This is a genomic window from Streptomyces sp. NPDC056296 (assembly GCF_042268605.1).
In the GTDB taxonomy this organism is placed as follows: domain Bacteria; phylum Actinomycetota; class Actinomycetes; order Streptomycetales; family Streptomycetaceae; genus Streptomyces.
Genome location: NZ_JBHJRX010000048.1, coordinates 21244 through 44312 on the forward strand (window position 1 = coordinate 21244; position 23069 = coordinate 44312).

Here is a 23069-nt window from a genome sequence, read left to right on the forward strand (position 1 = left end):
CGGTACGACGTAGGCGACGAGGCGCTGGTCATCCTGGTCGTCGTAGCCGCGCACCAGGACGCGCGCGTCCTGGACGGCGGGGTGCTCGGTGAGACGGGCCTCGATCTCACCCAGCTCGATACGGAAGCCGCGGATCTTCACCTGGTCGTCATTGCGGCCCAGGTACTCCAGGGAACCGTCGGGCAGCCAGCGGGCCAGGTCACCGGAGCGGTACATACGCCCGCCCGGCTCCTCACGGAACGGATCGTCCAGGAACCGCTCGGCCGTCAGCTCCGGCCGGTTCAAATAGCCGCGGGCCACACCCTCACCACCGACATACAGCTCCCCCACGACGCCGATGGGCGCGGGGCGGCCGTGCGGGTCCAGGACGTAGGTGCGCAGATCCGGGATGCGGCGGCCGATGGGGCTCACGGACCGGTCAAGATCGGCGTCGGTGAGCGGGTGATACGTCACGTGCACGGTGGTCTCGGTGATGCCGTACATGTTGACCAGCTGGGTGCCCTTGTTCACCGGGCGGCGCAGCCAGGGCCTGAGCGAGGCGACCTCCAGCGCCTCACCGCCGAAGACCACGACCCGCACCGCGTGCGGCTCCGGATCCTCCCCCTGCGCGGCAATCAGCTGCCGGAAGGCACTGGGCGTCTGATTGAGCACCGTCACACCCGCCTCACACAGCAGCCCGTAGAAATCCTCCGGACTACGCGTCACCGCCTGCGGCACGACCACCAGCCGGCCACCGTGCAGCAACGCCCCCCAGATCTCCCACACCGAGAAATCGAACGCAAAGGAATGGAACAGAGTCCACACGTCACGCTCACCGAAACGGAACCAGTCCTCCGTCGACGCGAACAGCCGCACCACATTACGGTGCTCGACCACCACACCCTTCGGCACACCCGTCGAACCCGACGTATAGATCACATACGCCATGGCGGACGGCGTCAGGTCCGGCAGCGACAGGTCGTCGGCGGCGCGGGCGGCCCACTGGTCGGAGTCGGTGCCTACGTCCAGGACGGGGACCGACGGGACGGCGAGGCCGTCGGGCAGCGCACCGTCCTTGATCAGGACGCGAGGTGCGCTGTCCGTCAGGATGTGCGCGAGCCGGTCCGCCGGGGAAGCCGGGTCCACAGGCACGTAGGCGCCGCCCGCCTTGAGCACCGCGAGAACGGCCACCACGAGGTGCTCGCTGCGCGGCAGACACAACGCGACCAGGACATCCGGGCCCACCCCCAAGCCACGCAGATGCCGGGCCAGACGGTTCGCCCGCGCGTTCAGCTCCCCGTACGACAGACAGCAGTCCTCGAACTCCACCGCCACCGCGTCCGGCCGCGCGGCGGCGGTCTCCTCGAACCACGTATGCAGGCAGCGCTCCGCGGGCTCGGCCTCGGGCACCTCGTTCCACCCAGTAAGCACCTGGCGACGCACGGCGTCACTCAGGACCGGCAAGTCCAGGGCTGGGCGCCGCTCCGCGCCCTCGGTGGTGAGGGCGTCGACGAGGCGTTCCATGGCGGTTTCCAGGTAGCGGATGACCAACTCGGCGTCCTGGGCCTGGTCGATCTGCGCATCGAGCGAGTAGGAGTCCCCGAGGTCGTCGACGGACAGGGCGATGGGATAGTTGCTGCGCTCGATGACGCCCGCGAGGGACTTGACCCCCGCGCGTTCCAGCTCGGTGTCGTCGATGCGGTCGTCGGACTCCAGGTGCCGGTAGTTCAGGATCGCGTTGAACAGCGGCGTCTCCGGCGGTACGGCGCTGTGGCCGTGGGCGACGGCCAGCGGGGTCTGCTCGTGGCGCACGAGGTCGCGCAGGGTGCGGTCGGTGGTGCTCACCAGGTCGCGCACGCTCGTCCCGGCCAGGTCGACGCGCACGGGGAGGGTGTTGATGAAGTTGCCGAGCATGCGCTCGATGCCGCGCGGGCCCTGGAGGCGGCCGGACATGACGGTGCCGAAGACCACGTCGTCGCGGCCCGCGCACGCCGCCACGACCAGGGACCAGCCCGCGTGGAACAGGGTGGCCGGGCTGACCCGCAGGTCCTTCGCGCAGGCCCGGATCCGCTCGCCGAGGCGGGCGTCCAGTGGGCGGCGCAGGTCGAGGACGCGGCGGCCGTCGCCGTGGACGTCCTGGAGCCCGAACATCACGGTGGGCTCGGAGACGTCGCCGAGCCGGTCCCGGAAGTAGTCCGCCGGGTCGAGCTCGCGCGCGCGGTGCTGCACGTGGGCGATGAAGTCGCGGTACGGCGCCGGCGGGGCCAGCTCCCCGGCGCGGCCCGTCATATGGGCGACGACCTCACGGAACAGCAGGCCGAGCGAGGTAGCGTCGTCGATGACGTGGTGCAGGTTGAGTGCGGCGTACCAGGTGGCCCCGCCGGGCTGCCGGGCGGCGCGCAGCCGGATCAGCGGGGCGCGGTCCAGGCGCATCACCTGCGGCCGGGCGAGGAGTTCGCGGATCTCGGCCTCGGCGTCGCGGTCCGCGGGCACCTCGAACTCCTCCAGTTCGAGGTCGGCGCGGCGCACCACGACCTGGACGGGCCGCGACAGGCCCTGGGTGAGGATCGCCGTGCGCAGCGCGTCGTGCCGAGCGACGGCCGCGCGCAGGGCCCGGACGAAGCCGTCGAGGTGGGACCTGCTCTCGAAGGAGAAGACGCCGGAGAGCACGTACGGGTCGCGGCCGCTCTCCTTGAGGTGGTGGAAGAGCATGCCTTCCTGGAGGGCCGCCAGCGGGTACACGTCCTGGACGTTGCGGGCGCCGCCGGGAACAGCCGCGACGATCGCCGCCAGCTCGTCCTCGGTCAGGGAGACCAGGGGCAGCATGTCCGGCGTGAGCCGGTCGCAGTCCGCGGGGATACCGTTCGGCGGGACGGTGAACGCCGTCCGCGCCGGGGCGGTGTCCGGCGCGTCGGGGCCCTGGCACGTGTGAGCCGCGTCGATCGCAGCGGCCAGGTCGGCGAGCGTGGCGGCGGCGAACACGCTGTGCAGCTCGCAGTCGAGCCCCGCGTCGTGCAGGCGCGCGGTCAGCTTCGGGATGAGCAGGGAGTGCCCGCCGAGGGCGAAGAAATTGTCGTGGACGCCGATGCGCTCCTCGTCGAAGCCGAGCAGGCCCGCGCAGACCGCCAGCAGGGTCCGCTCGGTGGGGGTGCGCGGGGCGACGCGGTCACCGGACACGGCGTACGCGGCGGCGTCGGGGGCCGGGAGCGCCTTCCGGTCGAGTTTGCCGTTCGCGGTCAGCGGCAGGGCGTCGAGGCGGACCAGGGCGCCCGGGACCATGTACTCGGGCAGCGACTGCCCCAGGTGCCGCACCAGGGCGTCGTGGAAGCCGCCGGTGCGCCCCTCACCCCTGGTGCGCCCCTCGTCCCCGGTGCGGGTCTCGTCTTCGATGTGGTCCTCGTCGAGGACGACGTAGCCCACGAGCCGCGGGCTGCCGGGGTTGTCCTCGCGGGCGAGGACGGCGCAGGCGCGCACGGCGGGGTGGCGGGAGAGTCGGTCCTCGATCTCGTCGAGTTCGATGCGGAAGCCGCGCAGCTTGACCTGGTTGTCGATGCGGCCGAGGTACTCCAGGGTGCCGTCCGACAGCCACCGGACGAGGTCGCCCGTGCGGTACATGCGGGCGTCCGGGTCCGCGGCGAACGGGTTCGGCACGAAGCGCTCGCGCGTCAGGCCCGGGTTGTTCAGATAGCCGCGGGCCACGCCGACGCCCGCGATGTGCAGCTCGCCCGCGCAGCCCACGGCCTGCCGCCTGCCCAGGTCGTCCAGGACGTGGAGCTGGATGTTCTGGATGGGGCGGCCGATCGGCACGGTGCGCGTCGTCGTGTCGGGCGGGCAGGCCCAGTGGGTGACGTCGATGGCGGCCTCGGTCGGGCCGTACAGGTTGTGCAGGCGCGCGCGGTGCTGGGCGTAGTGCCGCGCGGGCAGCTCCGGCGGCAGAACCTCGCCGCTGCAGAAGACCTGGCGCAGCGAGGTGCAGCGGGCCCAGCCCTCGTGGTCGAGCATGAGCCGCAGCATGGGCGGCACGAAGTGCGCGGTGGTGACCTCGGCGGCCCGGATGAGCGACACCAGGTAGGCGGGGTCCTTGTGGCCGCCCGGCGCGGCGACGACCAGGCGCGCGCCCGTGATCAGCGGCCAGACGAACTCCCACACGGAGACGTCGAAGCTGAACGGCGTCTTCTGGAGCACGACGTCGTCGGGGGTCAGCGCGTACTCGTTCTGCATCCACTCGACGCGGTTGACGGCCGCGCGGTGCTCGACCATGACGCCCTTGGGGCGGCCGGTGGAGCCCGAGGTGTAGATGACGTACGCGAGGTCGGTGGGGGCGACGCGGGCGGGCACGGCCTGGGCGGCCGGCACGCGGTTGTCCCGGCCGCCACCGGGCACCGGCCGTCCGTCGGCGTCCAGGCGGAGCACCGTGCGCGCTCCGGTCAGCGGGGAGACGTCGGAGGCGGACTGGGTGAGGACGAGGGCGGCACCCGAGTCCTCGATCATGTACTGGATCCGCTCGGCCGGGTAGTCCGGCTCCAGGGGGAGGTAGGCGCCGCCCGCCTTCATGATCGCCCACAGGGCGATCACCATCTCCATGGAGCGCTCCATGGAGATGCCCACGACCGTGTCCGCGGTGACGCCGCGGCGGCGCAGCTCGGCGGCCAGGGTGTCGGTGCGCGCGGCGAGTTCGGTGTACGTCAGGGACCGCTCGCCGTACACGAGGGCGGTGCGGTCGCCGTGGCGGGCGACGGCGTCGGCGAGGAGGTCGGGCAGGCTCCGCTCCGCGGAGAAGGGCCGGCCGGTGGCGTTCCACTCGTCGAACCGGCGGACCTCCTCCTCCGACAGGTGCGAGGCTTCGGAGAGCCGCTGCTCCGGGGCGCCGACGAGGGCGCGCAGCAGGGTCTCGTAGTGGCCGAGGAACCGCTCGGCGTCCACGGCGGCGAACCGCTCGGCCTCGTACTTCAGGTGCAGGGTGTAGGCGTCGGCGGCGTGCTCGACGACCTCCAGGTGGAGCTTGAACTCCCCCTCCTGAGATATCTCCTCCACGAACCGCAGCGAGCGGGCCAGGTCGAGGCCGCGCACATCGCCGTCCGTCAGGCGCATCATGCGCTGGTTCTGGAAGACGTACGACACCTGGAAGACCGGGGAGGTGTCGGGGTCCGTGCGCAGGTTCAGATCCTGGACCATGCGCGGGAACGGATACGCCGCGTGGTCGAGGCCGTCGGCCATGACCAGAGTCAGATCGCGTACGAAGTCCGTGAACGGCACGTCGGCGCGCACCCCGTGGCGCACGGGCAGCATGTTCACGAAGTAGCCGACGGCGTCGTCGTAGGTGGCGTCGGGCCTGCCCAGGGACGGTACGCCGACGACGAGGTCGCGCTCGCCGCTGTAGCGGTGCAGGAGCAGTTCGTACACGGCGAGGAACAGCACCGCGGGCTTGATGCCGCGGGCCGCGCACAGGTCGCGCACCCGGGCGGCGAGGGCCGGGGGCAGCGTCAGGGCGACGGTCTCGCCCACCACGGGCGTGCCGGGTGCGGGGGCGCGCTCGATGCCGAGGCGCAGCACGGGCAGGTCGCCCGCCAGGGTGTCATGCCAGTAGGCGCGGTGGCGGGCGCCCTCGGGGCCCGCGAGAAAGTCCGCCTCCCAGCTCACGAACGCGTCGTAGGCGTCGTGCCGCGCGGACGCGGGCTCGGGGGTGCCGCCCTTGAGCAGGATGTCGTAGGTGTGGAGCAGGTCGCGGAGCAGGACGGGGGTCGAGGCGCCGTCGAACACCAGGTGGTGCAGGACGAGCAGCACGAGGGTCTGCGGCGCGTCGGCCGTGCCCGCCGTCCACACGACGGCCCGTGCCGGTCCCTCGTGGTGCAGGTCGAAGGGCGCCTTGGCCTGCTCGCGCGCGAGGGCGAGCAGAACGTCGTCGGGCAGCCCCTGCGGCACGGTCTGGTGCCGGAAGAGCGCGTCGCCGCGGTCGGGGCGTCGCACCAGATAGGGGGTGCCCTCATCCTCGACGACCACGCTGTGCAGCAGCGTGTGCCGGGACGTCACCTGCCGGAAGGCCTCCTCGAAGACCGCGACGTCGAACGGCGCCGACGTGCGGAAGCAGACGGGGACGTTGTACACGTCCGACGCGGGCCGCAGCTTGTGGAGCAGCCACAGCCCCTTCTGCCCCTCGGAGAGGGCGCGCCGGCCCGTGCCGCCCGCCCGCACGGAGTCCTGGAGTCGTTCGTAGAACGCGAGCACGTCCTCGGCGGTGTAGAGGCCCGCCTTGAAGCCCGCCAGAATCTGATCCTCGTTCACGCGCCCGGTGCTTCCTTCATGAGTGACTTCAGTTCTTCGAGTCCGACGTGGCCCTGGCGGAACTCCTCCAGCGCCTTGGCCCGTGCTTCGCGTACGTCCGGTGCTTCGGGTGGCTGCGGGGTCACGCGCGCTCGCGCGGCCCCGGGTACGTCGTGCCGACCGGTGTCGGCCGGTGCGCGCTTCGCGGCGAGCCGTTCCGCGATGCGCTCCAGGGTGGCGAGTTCGACGATCTCCCGCGTGGTGAGCGTGAGCCCGAGGTCGGCCTCGACGCCGCGCCGCAGGCGCACCCACAGGACCGAGTCGGCGCCCAGGCTGTGCAGGTCCTTGTCCAGCGGGAGTTCGCCGGGGGCGAAGCCGAGGGCTTCGGTGAAGTAGTCGGCGAGGTAGCGGAGGATGTCGTCGCCGTCGCCGTGGCCGCCGCCGTCGGTCGCGGCGACGGGGTCGGCCTGCCTGGCGTGCGGGGCCGCGTCGGGTGCGGGGGCCGCGTCGGGTGTCGTTGCCGCCGTGGGCGTGCCCGTGTGCCCCACCCAGTACCGCTTGCGCCGGAACGCCGTCGTCGGCAGCGGTACGAGGCGGCCCTTCCGCCCGGTGCGCAGGGCGTGCCAGGGGATCCGGCCGCCCCGCACCCACAGCTCGGCGAGCCGGTCGAGTTCGCCGTCGGTGACGAGCGCGCGGACGAACGCCTCGCCGTGGCCGCCCGCGAGCAGGTCGCCCAGGGTGGCGGCGCCGGCCTCGGCGTTGCCCCGGTACAGCGTGGGGTACGGGGGCCGGTCGGCCAGGAAGTCCGCGAGGGTGCGCAGCAGGTCCGCGCGGGAGTCCGTGACGAACGCCAGGCGCTCGGCCATGGCCTCCCTGCCCGTCCGCAGCGTGTGGGCGACGTCCGCGAGCCAGGCGGGGCCGTCCGCGTCGTGCGTGCCCGCTTCGTCCGCCCGCTCGACGAAGTCGTGCAGCAGGCGGGCCGCGGTGCGCAGCCGCTCGGGGTCACCGGCGGACAGCAGGATCAGCTCCGGCCGCCGCGGCATCGGCCGGGCCGCCTCCGCGCGCTCGTCGCGGTCGTCGTCGGGTGCTTCCTCGACGACGAGACTGACGTGGCTTCCGCCCGCTCCGACGGAGTTGAGCAGCGCGCGCCGGGGCGTACCGGGGCGCGGTACCCAGGGCGTGAGCGTCTCGCACAGCCGCAACGGGCCCTCGTCCAGGCGCAGTTCCGGGTTGGGCGTGCCGGCCGCGGTGCGGGGTGCCAGCTCCCGGTGGCGCAGCTGGAGGACGACCTTGGTGAGCTGGGCGATGCCGGACGCGGCCTCGGGGTGGCCCAGGTTGGACTTCACGGAGCCGAGCGCGATCGGCTCGGTGACGTCGCCGAACACCTCGCGCAGCGCGCCCGCCTCGACGGCGTCACCGAGCGCGGACCCGTTGGCCGCGGCCTCCACGTAGCCGATCGACTCCGGCTCGCAGCCCGCCTTCTCCAGGGCTCTGCGGGCCACGTTGACCTGCGTCCTGCGGCTCGGCGCCATGAACTGGCCCGCGCGGCCGCCGTGCAGCGAGGCGCTGCCCTTGATGACCGCGAGGACGGTGTCGCCGTCGCGGCGGGCGGCGGCCAGCGGCTTGAGCAGGACCGCCCCCACCGCCTCGGCGGGCAGATAGCCGTCGCCGTCGCGGAAACTGCGGCTGCCGGGGTGGCTGCCGAGCAGACCCGCCCGGGAGAGGGCCCGGTACTTGTCGGGGTGGACGGTCAGGTTCACGCCTCCGGCGATCGCCAGCTCGCTGTCACCGCTCAGCAGGTCGGCGCAGGCCAGGTGGACGGCGGCCGCCGAGGACGCGCACATGCCGTCCACGGCGAGGCTCGGGCCCTCCAGGCCGAAGAAGTGCGAGACGCGGTTGGCGATGAGGTTGTACGAGGCCGTCGAGGTCAGGGCGGAGCGCACCACGTCGGCGGTGTCGGCCCGGTACATCTGGTACATCGCGCCGACGTACACGCCGACCCGGCGGCCGTAGCGGCGCTCGACGGCCTCCTGGGTGACGCCGCTCCGCTCCAGGAGCTGCCACACCGTCTCCAGGAACAACCGCTGCTGCGGGTCCATGGTTTCGGCCTCGCGCGGCGAGATCCCGAAGTGCAGCGGGTCGAACTGGTCGACGCCGTCGAGGAAGCCGCCCCACTTGCCGTAGCTCTTGCCGGGCGCGTCGCGGTCCGGGTCGAACACCGCGTCGTGGTCCCAGCGGTCGGCGGGGACCTCGGTGACGCAGTCGCCGCCGGAGCGCAGCAGGCTCCACAGGGCGTCGGGGTCGGCCGCGCCCGGGTAGCGTCCGGCGAGTCCGATGATGGCCACGCCCTCGTCGTGCGGGCCGGGGGCGAGCGGCGGGACGGTGGCGGGCCGGGGCCGGTCGCCCACGCCATTCGCGGGCTCGGCGGCCACGGGGGCAGGGGTGGTCACCGGTTCCGGCGCGGGCACGGATACCGGCGCGGGCACGGATACCGGCGCGGGCACGGATACCGGCGCGGGCGCGGATACCGGCGCGGGTGCCTCCACGGCCGGCTCGCCGAACAGTGCGCGCAGTGCGTCGCCGTGCTGGGCGACGAAGTACTCGGCGAGCTCGCGGACCGTCTGCACCTCGAAGAACAGGGTCTTGGGCAGGGTGCCGAAGTCCGTCTCCAGCTGGGCGATCAGGCTCATCGCCACGACGGAGTCCATGCCGTAGCGCTCAAGGGGCACCTCCGCGTCCAGCCGGTCGGCGCCGAGTTTGAGGCCTGCCGCCAGGTGCGCGCGCAGGTGGCGACGGGTCCGGTCGAGCAGGGCCCGGTCGTCGCCCGCCGCACCCGCCTTCGGCTCGGCCACGGCCGGCGTCCCGCCGTCGGCGTGCGGCTCGGCCTGCGGTCCCCGCGCGGGACGTGCGGTCAGGCGCGGCAGGACCGCGTCGCGCCGCCCGGCGACGACGAGGAGCTGACCGTCCGCGAGGCCGGTGCGGCGCGCGGCCACGCCGGTGCGCAGGGCGCGCAGGCCGCTTTCGGTGTCCAGCGGGACGAGGTCCATCCGCCGCAGCCGTTCCGCGACGGCGGCGTCCGTGCCCATGCCGCCGTCGGCCCACAGGGGCCAGTTCACGGACAGCGTCAGGCCGTGGCGCGCCCCGGTCGCCGCGAGGCGGCTCCGGTGGGCGGCGTAGGCGTCCATGAACGCGTTGCCCGCCGCGTAGTCGGCCTGGCCCGCGTTACCGAGGGCGCCGGTCGTCGACGAGTAGCACAGGAACAGCTCAAGGGGCTGGTCCCGGGTCAGTTCGTCGAGGTGGACGAGGCCCGCGACCTTCGGCGCGAGGACGTGCTCGAATTCCCCGGGCGTCTTGTTCACGAGGAGGTTGTCGCGCAGCACGCCCGCGGCGTGCACGACGCCGGTCAGCGGCCCGTGCGTCCGCGTGATGTGCGCGACCAGGCGGGCGACGTCGGCGCGGTCGGTGATGTCGGTCCGCCGGTGCTCCACGGTCAGGCCCTCGGCGCGCAGGTCGTCCAGCGCCTGCCGCCGGCTGTCGTCGAGCGCCGAGCGGCCGGTCAGTACGACGGTGGCGCCCGCGGCGGCCGAGGCGATGTCCCGGGCGGTGAGCAGGCCGAGGGCGCCGGCTCCTCCGGTGATGAGGTACACGCCGCCCGCGCGCCACGGGGTGGTGCCCGCGTCCGGCACCGGGGCGAGTTCCGTGAGCCGCCTGACCTCGCGGCGGCCCGCGTGGTGGCGGACCTCGGGCGCCGTCCCGGGGGCCGTCTCCGCGCGCAGCCGCTCGGCGACGAGGGCCGGTGCGGCGCCGTCGAGGCAGTCCACGAGCTGGGTGCGCAGCTTCGGGTTCTCCAGCGTCACGGTGCGCAGCAGGCCGCTCAGGCCGCCGAGCACGCCTTGGTCCGCGTCCTGGTCGCGGTCGCCGACGAGCACGACCTGGAGCAGCGCGCCGCCGCGGACGCCGTCCGTCAGCAGGGCGCGTGCCCGCGCGAACACATGCCGTACCGCCGTCAGGTACGCGGTGTCCGGGGAGGCGTCGGCCGCCAGGTCCACGGTCTCGTGGTGCACCGCGCCCGGCAGAGTGGCCGTCAGGGCCGTGTCCAGCGCGGACTCCTCGCCCGCCGCGAACCGGCCGACGAGGATGACGTGCCGCTCGGCCACGGGCTCGGCCGCGGTGCCGTCGCCCTCCTCCGTCTCCCACACGGGGTGCGTCAGGATCACGTGGTCCGGCGTGGTGGCCGTCCCGCGGCCCGCCGCCACGTCCGCGTTCACGTCGAGCCAGTGGCGCTCGCGGGCGAAGGGGTAGCCGGGCAGGCTCAGGCGGCGCGGGCGCGCCGGCCCGTCCGCCGCGTACAGCCCGTCCCAGTCGACGGTTTCGCCGCGGGCCCACCCGGCCGCACACGCCTGAGGGCTCGTGGCCGCGCCCGCAGTCGTGGCCGTGAGCCCGTCGGGCCGGACGCTGCCGCGTACCCAGCCGCCCGGGGCCGCGGGGTCGGCCAGGAACGCGTCCAGGGTGCGCCGGAGGGACTCCAGGGAGTCCGCGGTGAACGCGAGGCGCTCCTCGAATGCGACGCGGCCGGTCTGCAGCGTCCAGGCGAGCGAGGCGAGGTCGCCCTCGGTGAGCTCGTCCGCCCGGTCCCGCAGCCGCCGTGCGGATTCGACCAGTTGGCCCTCGGTCGCGGCCGACAGGGGTACGGCGACCACCCGCGGCCGGGAGGCGGGCTCGGGCACCGGCTCGTACGCGGCCAGGACCACGTGCGCGTTGGCACCGCCCGCGCCGAAGCTGGAGACGCCCGCGACGCGCGGCCCGTGCCACGGTGCGAGGTCGCGCTGCACGGTGAACGGCGTCCCGTCGAAGTCCAGATGGGGGTTGAGCGTGCTCGCGTGCAGGCTGGGCACCAGCTCGCCGTGGCGCATCTGGAGCAGCACCTTGGTGACGCCCGCGATGCCCGCGGCGCTCTCGCAGTGCCCGATGTTGGACTTCACCGAGCCGATCGCGCAGGTCGCGGCCTCGGCCTCCCCTGTCGTCCGCCCGAACGCCTTGACGAGGCCGGTCAGTTCGATGGGGTCGCCGAGGGAGGTGCCGGTGCCGTGCGCCTCCAGATAGCTCAGCTCGTGCGGCGCGACGCCGGCGCGGGCGAGCGCGCGGGTGATGACGTCGCCCTGGGCCGCCGGGTTAGGCACCGAGAAGCCGTGGGTCCTGCCGCCGTGGTTGAGGGCCGTGCCCTTGACGACCGCGTGGATCCGGTCGCCGTCGGCGAGGGCCCGGTCCAAGGGCTTGAGCAGGACGGCGCCGACGCCCTCACCGGGCACGTAGCCGTCGCCGCCCTCGCCGAAGCTGCGGCAGCGCCCGTCGCTCGAGGTGAACTTGCCCTGGCTCAGCATCACGTACTTGTTCGGGTGGACGCTGACGTTGACGCCACCCGCGACGGCCGCAGCGCACTGGCCGCTCCTGATCGCCTCGCAGGCGAGGTGGATCGCGGTCAGCGAGGAGGAGCACATGGTGTCCACCGCCATGCTCGGGCCGTGGAAGTCGTAGAAGTACGACACCCGGTTGGCGATGGACGAGGGGCTGCCCGAGAGCGCCACGCGGTGGCCGCGCGCCTGCGCCTGGGCGCCGTACAGCTGGTACTCCTCGTACATGACGCCGACGAACACACCGACCTTGCCGGTGGGGACCAGGCCCGTGCCGTCGGACCCGGTGGACTGCCGGGACAGGGTCTCGCCGGTGTATCCGGCGTCCTCCAGGGTGTGATGGACGCACTCCAGGAACAGCCGTTCCTGGGGGTCGAGGAACTCCGCCTCGCGCGGCGAGATGCGGAAGAACAGCGGGTCGAAGCGGTCGACGCCGTCGAGGAAGCCGCCCCACCGGGACGTGCCCTCATGGTCGCGCGGGTCCCAGCGGTCCGCGGGGACCTCGGTGACGCAGTCGCGGCCGGAGCGCAGGTTCCGCCAGAACTCGTCGAGGTTCTCCGCCAGCGGGTAGCGGCCGCTGACACCGACGATCGCGATGTCGGTAACGCGGTCCGCGTCCTGCGGCGCGACGGCGATCTCCACAGGGACCGGGGCCGGGGCCGGTGTCCGCGGGGCGGGCTCCGGGGCCGCCGTGCCGAGGGCGGCGCGCAGGAGCTGCGGGTACGCGTCCGCGAAGTGCTCGCTGAGTGCCCGGACCGTACGAACCTCGAAGAACAGGGTCTTCGACAGCTCGCCGAAGGTGGACTCCAGGTGGTGCGTCAGCTCCATCGCCATCATCGAGTCCATGCCGAAGAACTCCAACGGCGTGTCCACGTCGAGGCGTTCGGGGGCGACTTCGAGCGCCGCGGCGAGCTGGTCGCGCAGGTACGGCAGCGCGCGCTCGGCGAGGGGCGTACCGGAGGTCTCGGCGGCCGGGCGCGCGGTCGCCCCGGCGGTCTTCGGGTTCGCGTCGGCGGGGAGCACCCGCGCGAGCAGACCGGTCAGCTCCGCGCACGCCCGTCCCTCGGCGTCGAGGAGGGTGATGTCCAGCTTGGCGGAGTTGTCGCCGGGGCGGCTGCCGTCCTGGTAGCGGATCCAGGCGTACGCCGTGGCCGGGGTGGCGGCCAGGACGTCCACCTCTTGGAGGGCGAAGGGCAGCGCGGGCCGCGCGGGGGCCGTGCCCTCGCCCCCGCCGAGCCCCAGGCCGATCGTCGCCTGGAGGGCGCCGTCGAGGATGCTCGGGTGCAGCCCGTAGGCGTCGGTGGTCTCCGCCGCACGGGGCAGCCGCAGTTCGGCGAGCGCCTGGGGGCGGCCCGCGCCGTCCGTGCCGACGGCGAGGGTCGACAGGGAGCGCTGCGCCGGGCCGTACTCCATGCCCACGCGGTCGTACTGGCCGTACACGTCGGAGGGAGTGAAGGCGGCCCCGGCGCAGGCGGCGCGCAGCTCCGCGAGCGAAAGCGCGGGACGCTCGGCGGGCGTCTCGGCCAGGTGCGCGCGCCCCTGGCTGGACAGCGTGCGCTCGCCGTCGGGGCCCACGGTGTGGAGCGTGTACGCGAAGGTGTCCGTACCCTCCGGCGTCAGGTCGAGGCGCACCTCTAGGCGTCCGTCCGCAGGGCAGGTGGCGGGCCGCAGCCACACCACGTCGCTCAGCCGGACGCGGCCCCGCGCCCCGGTGGCGCGGGCGACGGCCGCACGGGCCATCTCCAGGTGCGCGGCGCCCGGCAGGACCCGCAGACCGCGTACCTGATGGTCCTTCAGGAAGGGCTCGGAGCCGTCGAAGACGGTGCGGTACGCCGTCAGCGTGCCGTCCGGGGCCGGGTGCAGCATCGGGTGCCCGTGGGGTGTGCCGTCCGGCCGCGCGGCCGAGGGCTCGGTGGTGGGCGCGGCGCCGCGTCCCGCCCAGTAGCTCTCCTCGGCGAACGGGTACGTCGGCAGTCCGATCCGTACGGGCCGGTTCCCCGGCTCGTACAGGCTCCGCCAGTCGAGGGGCCGCCCGGCCACCCACTGGGCGAGGGCGTCGTCGTACTCCCCCGGCGCGAGGGCGCGGGTCTGTCCGGTCTCCGACGCGGCACCCGTCCTGCGGGACACCGTGCCGCGGTGCCAGCCCTTGTGGGCCTCCGGGTCCGCCACGAACGACGACAGCCTGTGCTCCAGCTCCGCCAGCGTGGTGACCCGGCTCGCGAGCCGCTCCTCCATCGCGTCGCGGCCCACCTGGAGCGTGAACGCGAGGTCGGCGAGGCGTCCGGCGCCGACGTGTCCGGCCCTGAGGTGGTCGCGCAGCGCGCGGGCCCGCGCGACAAGCTGCTCCCCGGTGCGCGCGGACAGAGGGATCAGCGCCGCCGCGGACGGTGCGGGTGCCCCGGCCGTGGGCGCGGTGCCCGTGTGCGCGTCGGCGTGCGATCCCATGGCCGCGTGTCCCCCGTGATCCTCGGTGCGGTGGTGCCGCTCGTGTCCGTGCCCGGCCGTGCCGGGGCCGTCATGTTCCTGGGCGTACTCCTCGATGACCACGTGTGCGTTGACGCCGCCGAAGCCGAAGGAGCTGACGCCCGCCCGGCGCGGCAGTGCCCGGCCATCGGCGTCGCGCGGTCGCTGCCACGGCTGCCGCGCGCGCACGACCTCGAACGGGCTGTCAGCGAAGTCCAGGTACGGGTTGAGGTCCGCGCAGTGCAGGCTCTCGACCAGGATGGCGTGGCGCATCTGGAGCAGCACCTTGATGACTCCGGCCACGCCCGCGGCCAGCTCCAGGTGCCCGATGTTGCTCTTGACCGAGCCGAGGCCGCAGCGGGCCGGGGCGTCGAGGTGGCCGGGCGTGCCCGCCGTCTCCGCGTACAGCTCGCCGAAGGCGCTCTTGAGGCCGTTCAACTCGACGGGGTCGCCGAGTGCGGTGCCGGTGCCGTGCGCCTCGACGTAGGTGACGGTGCGCGGGTCCACCGCCGCGTCGCGGTAGGCGCTCTTGAGGAGGTCCGCCTGGGCGCGCGGGTTGGGCGCGGTGAGCGAGTGGGCGCGGCCGCCGTGGTTGACGGCGCTGCCGCGGATGACGCCGAGGATCCGGTCGCCGTCGCGCCGGGCGTGGCCCAGCGGCTTGAGGACCAGGACGCCGACGCCCTCGCCGCGCACGTATCCGTCGGCCCGCGCGGAGAACGTCTTACAGCGGCCGTCCTCGCACAGCATGCCCGCGCGGCTGTAGCCGATGTGCAGGTCGGGGCTGACGATGGTGTTGACGCCGCCGACGAGCGCGAGGCCGCTGCGGCCCGAGCGGAGCAGCTCGACACCGCGGTGCAGCGCGACGAGCGAGCTCGAACAGGCCGTCTCCACGGGCTCGCTGGGCCCGTGCAGGTCGAGCAGGTAGCTGACGCGGTTGGGGCCCACGGAGCCGGAGACGCCGGTCGCGGCGTAGCCGTCCTCTCCCGCCCGCTCACCCATGACGAGGCTGCCGTAACCGCTCGGCGCGGTGCCGATCAGGACGGCGGTGTCGCTTCCGGCCAGGCTGGAGGGCGCGTGTCCGGCGTCTTCGAGCGCCTGCCAGGCATGGGTGAGCAGCAGCCGCTGCTGCGGGTCCATGGTGCGTGCCTCGCGGGGCGAGATGCCGAAGAACAGCGGGTCGAACCGGTCGACGCCGTCGAGGAAACCACCCCAGCGCACCGGCTTCTTGCCGCGCGGGATCTCCGGGTCCTCCTCCAGGGCGCGCCAGTCCCAGCGGTCCCCCGGTATCTCCGTGACGCAGTCCTTGCCCGCGTACAGGTTGTCCCAGAAGGCGGACAGGTCGGGCGCCTGCGGGAAGCTGCCGCTCATGCCGATGATGGCGATGGGCTCGGGCGCGCCGGGGTCGGCGACCGGGAGCACGGCGGTCCCGGGCCCGGCGGAGGGCGCGGCCTCCCCGGACGGACCCTCTGCGACCGGCGCCGCCGGTGCGGGGGCGGTCTGCGCGAGGTGAGCCGCCACGCTGTCCACGGTCCGGTGCTCGAAGAACACCGTGGGTGCCAGGTGGACGCCGAACCGGTCGCCGAGCCGGCTCGCGAGCTCGGTCAGGCTGATGGAGTCGAAGCCGTACTCGCCGAACTCGCCGTCGCCCTCGATCTCGTCGGCGGGGACCTTCAGCTGCCCGGACACCTCCGCGATCACGGCTTGCCGGATCCCGTCGATGCCGGGCGCCGCCACCGGGGCGGGCGCCGCCACCGGGGCGAGTTCGGCCACCGGGGCGGCTTCGTCGGCCTTGGCGGGCTCGCCGGCCGGGGCGGGCGTCCCGGGCGCCGCGGGCGCGTGCTCGGCGATGTGGGCCGCGAGGGAGCCCACCGAGGTGTGCTCGAAGAAGACGGTGGGCGCCAGGCCGAGTCCGTGGGCGTCGTTCAGCCGCTGCGCGAGTTCGGTCAGGCTGATGGAGTCGAAACCGTACTCGCCGAACTCGCCGTCCCCGTCGATCTCTTCGACGGGGACCTTGAGCTGCTCGGACACGACCGCGGCCAGCGTGCGCTCCCACGCCTCGCGGCTCGGGCGCGCCGCCGTGGCGGGTGCCTCCGCGGCCGGGGCGAGCAGCGGCTGCCGCTCCGTGGTGATGTGTGCGGCCAGACGGGTGAGCAGTCGTTCGCGGTCGCCGTACAGCAGGAGGGTGTGCCGGGCGTCGCCCGCGAGGGCGGCGGTCAGGACGCGCAGTCCGGCCCCGGTGGGCAGGGGCGTCACGCCGATCCCGCGCAGCCGTTCGAGGGCCGCGTCGTCGAGGCGCATGCCGCCGTCGGCCCACAGCGGCCAGCCGACGGACACGGCACGGCCGGAGCGGAGGCCGCGGTCGGCGAGGTCCGCGCGGTACTCGACGTAGGTGTCGAGGAACGCGTTGGCCGCGGCGTAGTCGCCCTGGCCGGCGCTGCCGAGCGCGGCCGCCGTGGAGGAGAAGACGACCAGGTGGTCGAGGGGCTGGTCCGCGGTGGCCTCGTCGAGGTTCACCAGGCCGGTGGTCTTGGGCGCCAGGACGGCGGTCAGGTCGCCGTCGGGCTTGGTGGCGAGGTACCCGTCGCGGAGGATTCCGGCGCAGTGGACGACGCCGCGCAGCGCGCCGTGGCGGGAGACGACTCCCGCGACGAGCGCGTCGACGGCGTCCCGGTCGGTGACGTCCGCCTGCCGGTACTCGACGGTGACGCCCGACGGCGCGAGGGCGGCCAGGCGCGGCCGCGCGACGTCGGCGGCGGAGCGGCCCACGAGGACGACCGTGCCGCCGCGCAGGGTGCGCGAGAGCTCCCCGGCGACGTGGAGACCGAGCCCGCCGGTGCCTCCGGTGATCAGGTACACACCGCCGTCGCGCCACGGCGAGGCAGCGGCCTTGCGCGCGGGCGGCGCCGCGGCCTCGGTCAGGCGCCGCGCGAAGAGACGGCCTCCCTGCCCCCGGATGTGCTGCTCGGCGTGGGCGCGGGCGCTCGCCTCGATGGCTTCGGCGAGCGCGGCCGCCGACCGGTCGTCGGCGGCGTCGAAGGGGTCGAGGTGCTCCAGGAGCTGGGTCCGCAGCCACGGATGCTCGAGCGCGGCCGTACGCAGCAGCGCGGACACTCCGGTCAACACCCGGGCGGCCGGGGCGCCATGACCGAGGACCACGATCTGCGCGAGTCCGCCGTCCGGTACGTCCCCCTCGGCGATCCGGGTGCGCAGCTCGCCCAGTACGTCCCGGGTCAGACGGGCGTACATGGCGTCCAGCGGACGGTCCGCGGCCATGTCGGTCGTGTGCACGACGACGGTGCGGGGCAGCCGGGTGCGCAGGGCGCTCGCCGCCGCGCCGGCTCCGGGGCCGACGAGCCACACGACCCGGTCGGCCGCGTCCACGGTCGCGGGCGGCAGGGGCAGCGGTGTCCAGCACGGTTCGAGGGCCAGCAGGTCGCCCGCGGCCTCCGGCACGTCGGCGGCCTCCGTGGGGGCGTCGCCGAACAGCCAGTAGGAGTCCTGGGCGAACGGGTACGTGGGCAGGGAGAGCCGGGCCGGGCTCCGGTCCGGCGCGAAGAGCAGCTCGAACGCGACGGGCGCGCCCTGGGCGTACTCCTGCGCGAGCGTCCGCAGCCGGGCCGGGTCCGTCACCTCCCGCGCCGCGCGCACGTCCGGCCGCGCGGCGCGCCGGGGCTTGTGGTCACCGGTGTACGCGGACGGCGCGCTGCCGTTCTCCAGCCAGGCGCGCAGCAGCACCGCGGCCTGCTCGGTGGTGTCCACGACAAACGCGAGGCGGTGGCGGAAGTGCTTGCGGCCGCGTCCCAGTGTGTGGCTGAGGTCGCGCGGGCTCAGGCCGGGGTGTGCGTCGAGGTGCTCGGCGAGCTGCCGCGCCCGGTCCTGGAGCTGCCCGGCCGTGCGGGCGGAGAGGACGATCAGGCGGGAGCCGTCGGCGCGTTCGGGCGCCGGGGCCACCGCGGTGACCTCGGGGGCCTCGGCCAGGACGACGTGGGCGTTCGTGCCGCTGTAACCGAAGGAGCTGACGGCGGCCAGGCGCGGCCGGTCCCGGCGCGGCCACTCGCGCGCCCGGGTGTTGACGTAGAAGGGCGTGCCGTCCAGGTCGATGTGCTGGTTGAGGCGCTCGTACTGGGCGGTCGGCGGGAGCGTCGCGTGTTCCAGGGCGAGGGCGGCCTTGAGGACGCCGGCCACTCCGGCGGCGCAGGCGGTGTGGCCGATGTTGCTCTTCACGGAGCCGACGGCACAGTGGCCGCGGCGGTCGGTGCGCGCGGTGAAGCTGTCGACGAGGCCGTCGATCTCGACGGGGTCGCCGAGTGCGGTGCCGGTGCCGTGCGCCTCGACGAGCTCGATGTCACCGGGGTCGATGCCGAACTTGTCGTACACGTGCTTCTGGAGCCGGGACTGTGCCTCCGCGTTCGGGGCGGTGATGCCGTTGGACCTGCCGTCCTGGTTCACGCCCCAGCCCTTGATGACGGCGTGGATCCGGTCGCCGTCCGCCTGCGCGTCCGCGAGCCGCTTCAGGAGCAGGACGCCGACGCCCTCGGCCGGCACGAAGCCGTTGGCGCGCTCGTCGAAGGCGTAGCAGCGGCCGTCGGGCGACAGGGCCCGCAGCTGGCTCATGGCCACGTGCACGCCGGGGCCCGGGATGACCCAGACGCCGCCCGCGAGCGCGGTGTCGCTGTCGCCGAGACAGAGGCTGTCGCAGGCTTGCGCGATGGCCACGAGCGACGACGAGCACGAGGTGTCGATGGAGAGGCAGGGGCCCTTGAGGTTCAGGGTGTAGGAGACACGGCTGGCGAGGATGGCGCTGTTGGTGCCGAGGTTCTGGTGCGCGCTCAGCCCGGTCGCGTCGGCCGTGGCGCCGTAGCCGTTCACGGAGCAGCCGATGAACACGCCGCACCGGGTGCCGGAGAGGTCGTCGGGGTCGTAGCCCGCCTCTTCCACGCAAGCCCAGCTCTCCTGGAGCAGGAGGCGCTGCTGGGGGTCCATGGCGGCGGCCTCGCCGGGCGAGATGGAGAAGAAGAGCGGGTCGAACCGGTCCGCGTGCTCCAGGACGCCCATCCACTTGCTGGAGGACTTCCCCGGTACGCCGGGCCGCTCGTCGTAGAACTTCTCCACGGGCCAGCGCGAGGAGGGCACCTCGGATACGCAGTCGCGGCCTTCGAGGATGTTCCGCCAGAACGCGTCGACGTTCTCCGCCTGGGGGAACGCGCCGGAGACGCCGATGACGGCGATGTCCACGAGGCCGGGAACGCGCGCGGGCGCGGGCTCAGCGAGGGCCTCATGCTCCGCCGCCCCGGCGGGCTCGGACTCGTCGGCGGGCTCGGCCTCCAGGACGGGATCGGGCTCGGCGGCGGGCTCGGGCACCCCTGTCGCGGCGGCCTCGGGTGCGGACTCGGGCGGTGCGGCCGCCCCCGCGTCGGGGGCTGCGGCGCCGTGCTCCCGCGTCAGATACCGCGCCAGGTCGCTGATGGTCGGATACCCGTAGACCGTGGTCGCGGACAGCGAGAGCCGAAGGTGCGTGTTGAGGGCCCTGGTCCAGGTGACGCCGGAGATCGAGTCGAGACCCAGCTCCACGAAGGGCGCCTCGTCGTCCAGTTCGGCCGCGTCGAGCTCAAGCTCCTTGGCGAGGCTGGCCCGCAGCCAGGCGGCGAGCGCGGACTCCGCGGCGAGCGCGGACTCGGCGGCGACCGGAGGCACGGGGGCGGATTCGCCGGGCCCCGGCACGGGTTCGGGCTCCGGCTCGGGCCCGGCCACGGCGGCGGCCGGTCGCGCCTCTCCCCCGCCATCGAGCAGCTCGGCGAGGTGGTCCGCGAGGTCGTCGACCGTCGGGTGGCTGTAGACCTGCGTCGCGGAGAGCGACAGCTGGAAGTGTGTGTTCAGCCTGCGGGTCCAGGTGACACCGGTGATCGAGTCGAGTCCCAGCTCCACGAAGGGCGCCTCGTCGTCGATGTCCGCCGCGACGAGCTCCAGCTCCGCCGCGAGGCTCTCGCGGAGGTGCGCGGCGATGGCCGGGCGCCCCGGCGCGGACGTGCCGCTGGCGGCGGAGGCCCCAGGGGGTGTGGCACTCATCTGTTCTCCCATGGCGCCCTCGATCAGGGCGGACAACGTACGGAACGTGGGGTGACCGCAGACCTGGGCCACTGTGAGGGAAAGCCCGACGGTTCGGTTGACCTCGTGCAGCCACTGGGCGCAGCCGAACGAGTCGAGACCCAGCTCCACGAGGGAGACGTCGTCACGGCTCGGAGCCACTTCGGTTCCAAGGACGACGGCGAGCGTGTCGCGCAGATACCGATGCAGGTCGCTTCTCGTGTGGATCCTCATACGTGGCGCGGGCATCAGGCATCGGCCCCTTCCACCGTGGCTGCGGGTCGCCCGCTGCCGTGCCGGCCTGCGGCGTCATCCGGCGCCAGCTGCTCAAGACGGCGGCGCAGGATCGCGTTGAAGGTGAGGGGCGCTTCGAGCATCACGAAGTGCCCGACGTCGTCGACCAGTTCCACCTCAGCGCCGTACCGACGCGCCGCGGTCAGGTTCGTCGGCATCCAGGACGTCGAGTTGATCAGTACGAGCGGTACGTCGACGTGCTTGGGCACGTCCTGGAGGTAGGTGAGCATCTCGCGGAACGCGCCGTCCACCACGGCGGCACCGGTCTCCTCGCGGGTGCGCTCGACCAGGGCGACGAGGTCGTCGCGCGCGCCGTCGAGGAACAGCTCCCGCGCCTGGACCGGCTGCTCGCTGAACGTGCGCACGAACCGGTCGAGTTGCTCGGCCGACAGCACCTTGGGCTCGAAGTTGTGCAGCGTGTCCACGCCGATCAGGCCGCGGACCCGGCCGCCCAGGAGCCGCTCGGCGGCCACCATCACGGGCCCGCCGAGGGAGTGGCCGACGAGGATCACGTCGCCGAGGCCCTCCTGCTCGACGACGGACACCACGTCCTCGGCGAACGCCTCGACGGTCCACCGCCGCCGGGACCTCCCCGATCCGCCGTGCCCGGCCAGGTCGGGGGCGACCACGGTGAAGCGGTCCGCGAAGTGCTCCAGCTGCCGGTCCCAGTACGACGCGTCGCAGCCGAGGCCGTGGATGAGGACGAGGGCCGTGGGCCCGTCGCCGCGCACCCGGTAGTGAATCCGGTTGCCGTCGGCGGAGGTGGCCGCGGCGGCGGACGGAGAGGCCGGCCCGTCCGGTTTGCGGGCGATGATGCCGACGTGCTCCATGTCGGGGGCGGGCGCGCCGTACGCCTCCCGGTCCACGCCCACGGTGCCGAAGAACCCGGCCCGCTCCACCACGAATCCGGCGGCCTCGCACTCCCTGCGGAACACCTCGGGGTCGATGGCGTTGATCAGCGGCGGACCGCCGACGACGTGGGCCGCCTCGAAGTGCGCGGCGACGTCGTCGATGTAGCCGGGCCACGGGTCGCCCGCGTCCCTGCGCGCCTCGTAGTCGGCGGCCTTGGAGGCCCAGTAGCCGAAGTACGGCGAGTCCGAGCTGAGAAAGGCCTTGCCGCCCGGCGCGAGCCAGTCGTACATCTTGCGCAGGGTGAGCCGGAAGTCGTCCGGAGCCAGGAAGTGCATCACGCGGCTGGCGTGTACGGCCGTGAACCGTCCTGCTTCGAAGTCGACGTCGGGCAGCATGCCCCGGCGCAGGGACAGGCGCTGCCTGGCCTCGTCGTTGACGCGCTGTCCGAGGATGTCCAGGTGCTTCTGCTCCATGTCGAGCGCCACCACCCGCGCCCCGCGTTCGAGCGCGGCGATGCTTGCCACGCCGTACGCACAGCCCAGGTCGAGGGCCTCGGCGCCGCTGTTCCCCGCGTACTCCGCGAACTCCTCGGAGTACGGGATCAGCCGCTCGACCATCACGCCGGTGCGGTTCAGGGTCGCGACCATCCCGCCGAAGTCCAGGTCGGCCGCCGCCTTGAGGTCCTCCAGGACGTCGTGCTCGAGCGTGACGGGGCGTGCCGATGGGGCCTCGGGCTCCGATTCCGGGTGGGGCGACGCGGGCGCCAGGGGCGCCAGGGAGACCTGCGGCTTCGCGGCGGCGGGTGCGGCGTCCGCGGTGTCGATCCGGTGGGGTACGTCCGCCAAGTCCCGCAGGACGACGGGCTTGCGGGGCGCCGGCGGGGAGGCCGGGGCAGCCAGGGCGGCGGGTGCCGGAGCAGCGGGGGTCGGGCTCTGTTCCGCCGTGGTCACGACCGCGGGGGTCGGAGCCTGCTGATCGGCGCGCACCCAGTAGCGGCTGCGCGCGAACGGGTACGCGGGCAGCCGCAGGCGCGTGACGCGGCGGCCGTCGGGCCGGGCGACGGCGGTCGGGACGGTGTGTCCCGCGACGTAGCCGTGCGCGACCTCGACGAGGGCCTCCCGCCGCGCGGCCGGGTCGAGGCCGGTGTCCCGGGCGCGGTCGGCCGCAGCCAGGAGCCGGTCGGCGTCCTGGACCCGCGCGGTGAAGCCGCGCGGCACGACGCCTTCGAAGTACGCGCCGGGCGCGGCGGTCCGCGAGCGGCGCCAGGCGCGCCAGAGCGCGGCGGCCTCGTCGAGGGAGGCCACCACCAGCGCGCACCGGTGCCGGAAGTGGTGCCGGCCGGTGAGGAGTGTGGCGCTGAGTCGGGGCAGGTCCGTGTCCGTCAGGGCGCCGCTCGCGATCCGGTCGAGCAGGGCGTCGACGATCCCCTCCAGAGCGGTGTCCGTCTTGGCGGAGACCGGGAGGAGGTAGGCGGGCCGGGCCGGGCCGGCCGTGTCCGGCCGGCCGGTGTACTCCCGTACGACCACGTGGGCGTTGGTTCCGCTCATGCCGAACGCGCTGACCGCGCCGGTGCGGTGGCCGTGCCGGGGGGCGGGCCACTCCTTCGTCGCCTTGTTGACGTAGAAGGGGCTCGTGCTCCAGTCGATGTACTCGTTGTCGCGCTCGCAGTGCAGGCTGGGCGGGATGGCCCGGTGGCGCAGCGCCTCGGACAGACAGACCAGGCCG

At 74.0% G+C, this 23069-nt stretch carries 2 protein-coding genes and 2 pseudogenes (1 of these 4 running past the window's edge); all 4 read right to left on the reverse strand.

Features of this window, described 5'->3' with window-relative positions; translation table 11 throughout:
• Nucleotides 1–1503 (reverse strand): annotated as a pseudogene (locus ACFCZF_RS30105) (amino acid adenylation domain-containing protein); the annotation flags it as partial.
• Nucleotides 1486–6261: pseudogene (locus ACFCZF_RS30110) on the reverse strand (amino acid adenylation domain-containing protein); the annotation flags it as partial. The pseudogenes ACFCZF_RS30110 and ACFCZF_RS30105, both read right to left, overlap by 18 nt.
• A complete protein-coding gene (locus ACFCZF_RS30115) occupies nt 6258–20447 on the reverse strand; it encodes an SDR family NAD(P)-dependent oxidoreductase (protein ID WP_376674305.1) in 14190 nt (4729 codons plus the stop codon). The pseudogene ACFCZF_RS30110 and the gene ACFCZF_RS30115, both read right to left, overlap by 4 nt.
• Nucleotides 20447–23069 carry the 3' portion of an amino acid adenylation domain-containing protein gene (locus ACFCZF_RS30120; protein WP_376674306.1) on the reverse strand. 19529 nt of this gene lie beyond the right edge of the window, so only the last 2623 of its 22152 coding nucleotides appear in the window; its start codon lies off the right edge, out of view; its stop codon occupies nt 20447–20449. Before ACFCZF_RS30120 ends, ACFCZF_RS30115 begins: the two co-directional genes overlap by 1 nt.

Coding starts and splice junctions, on each gene's coding strand:
- ACFCZF_RS30115 (WP_376674305.1), bottom strand. CDS start 20,447: ATGCCCGCGCCACGTATGAGGATCCACACGAGAAGCGACCTGCATCGG.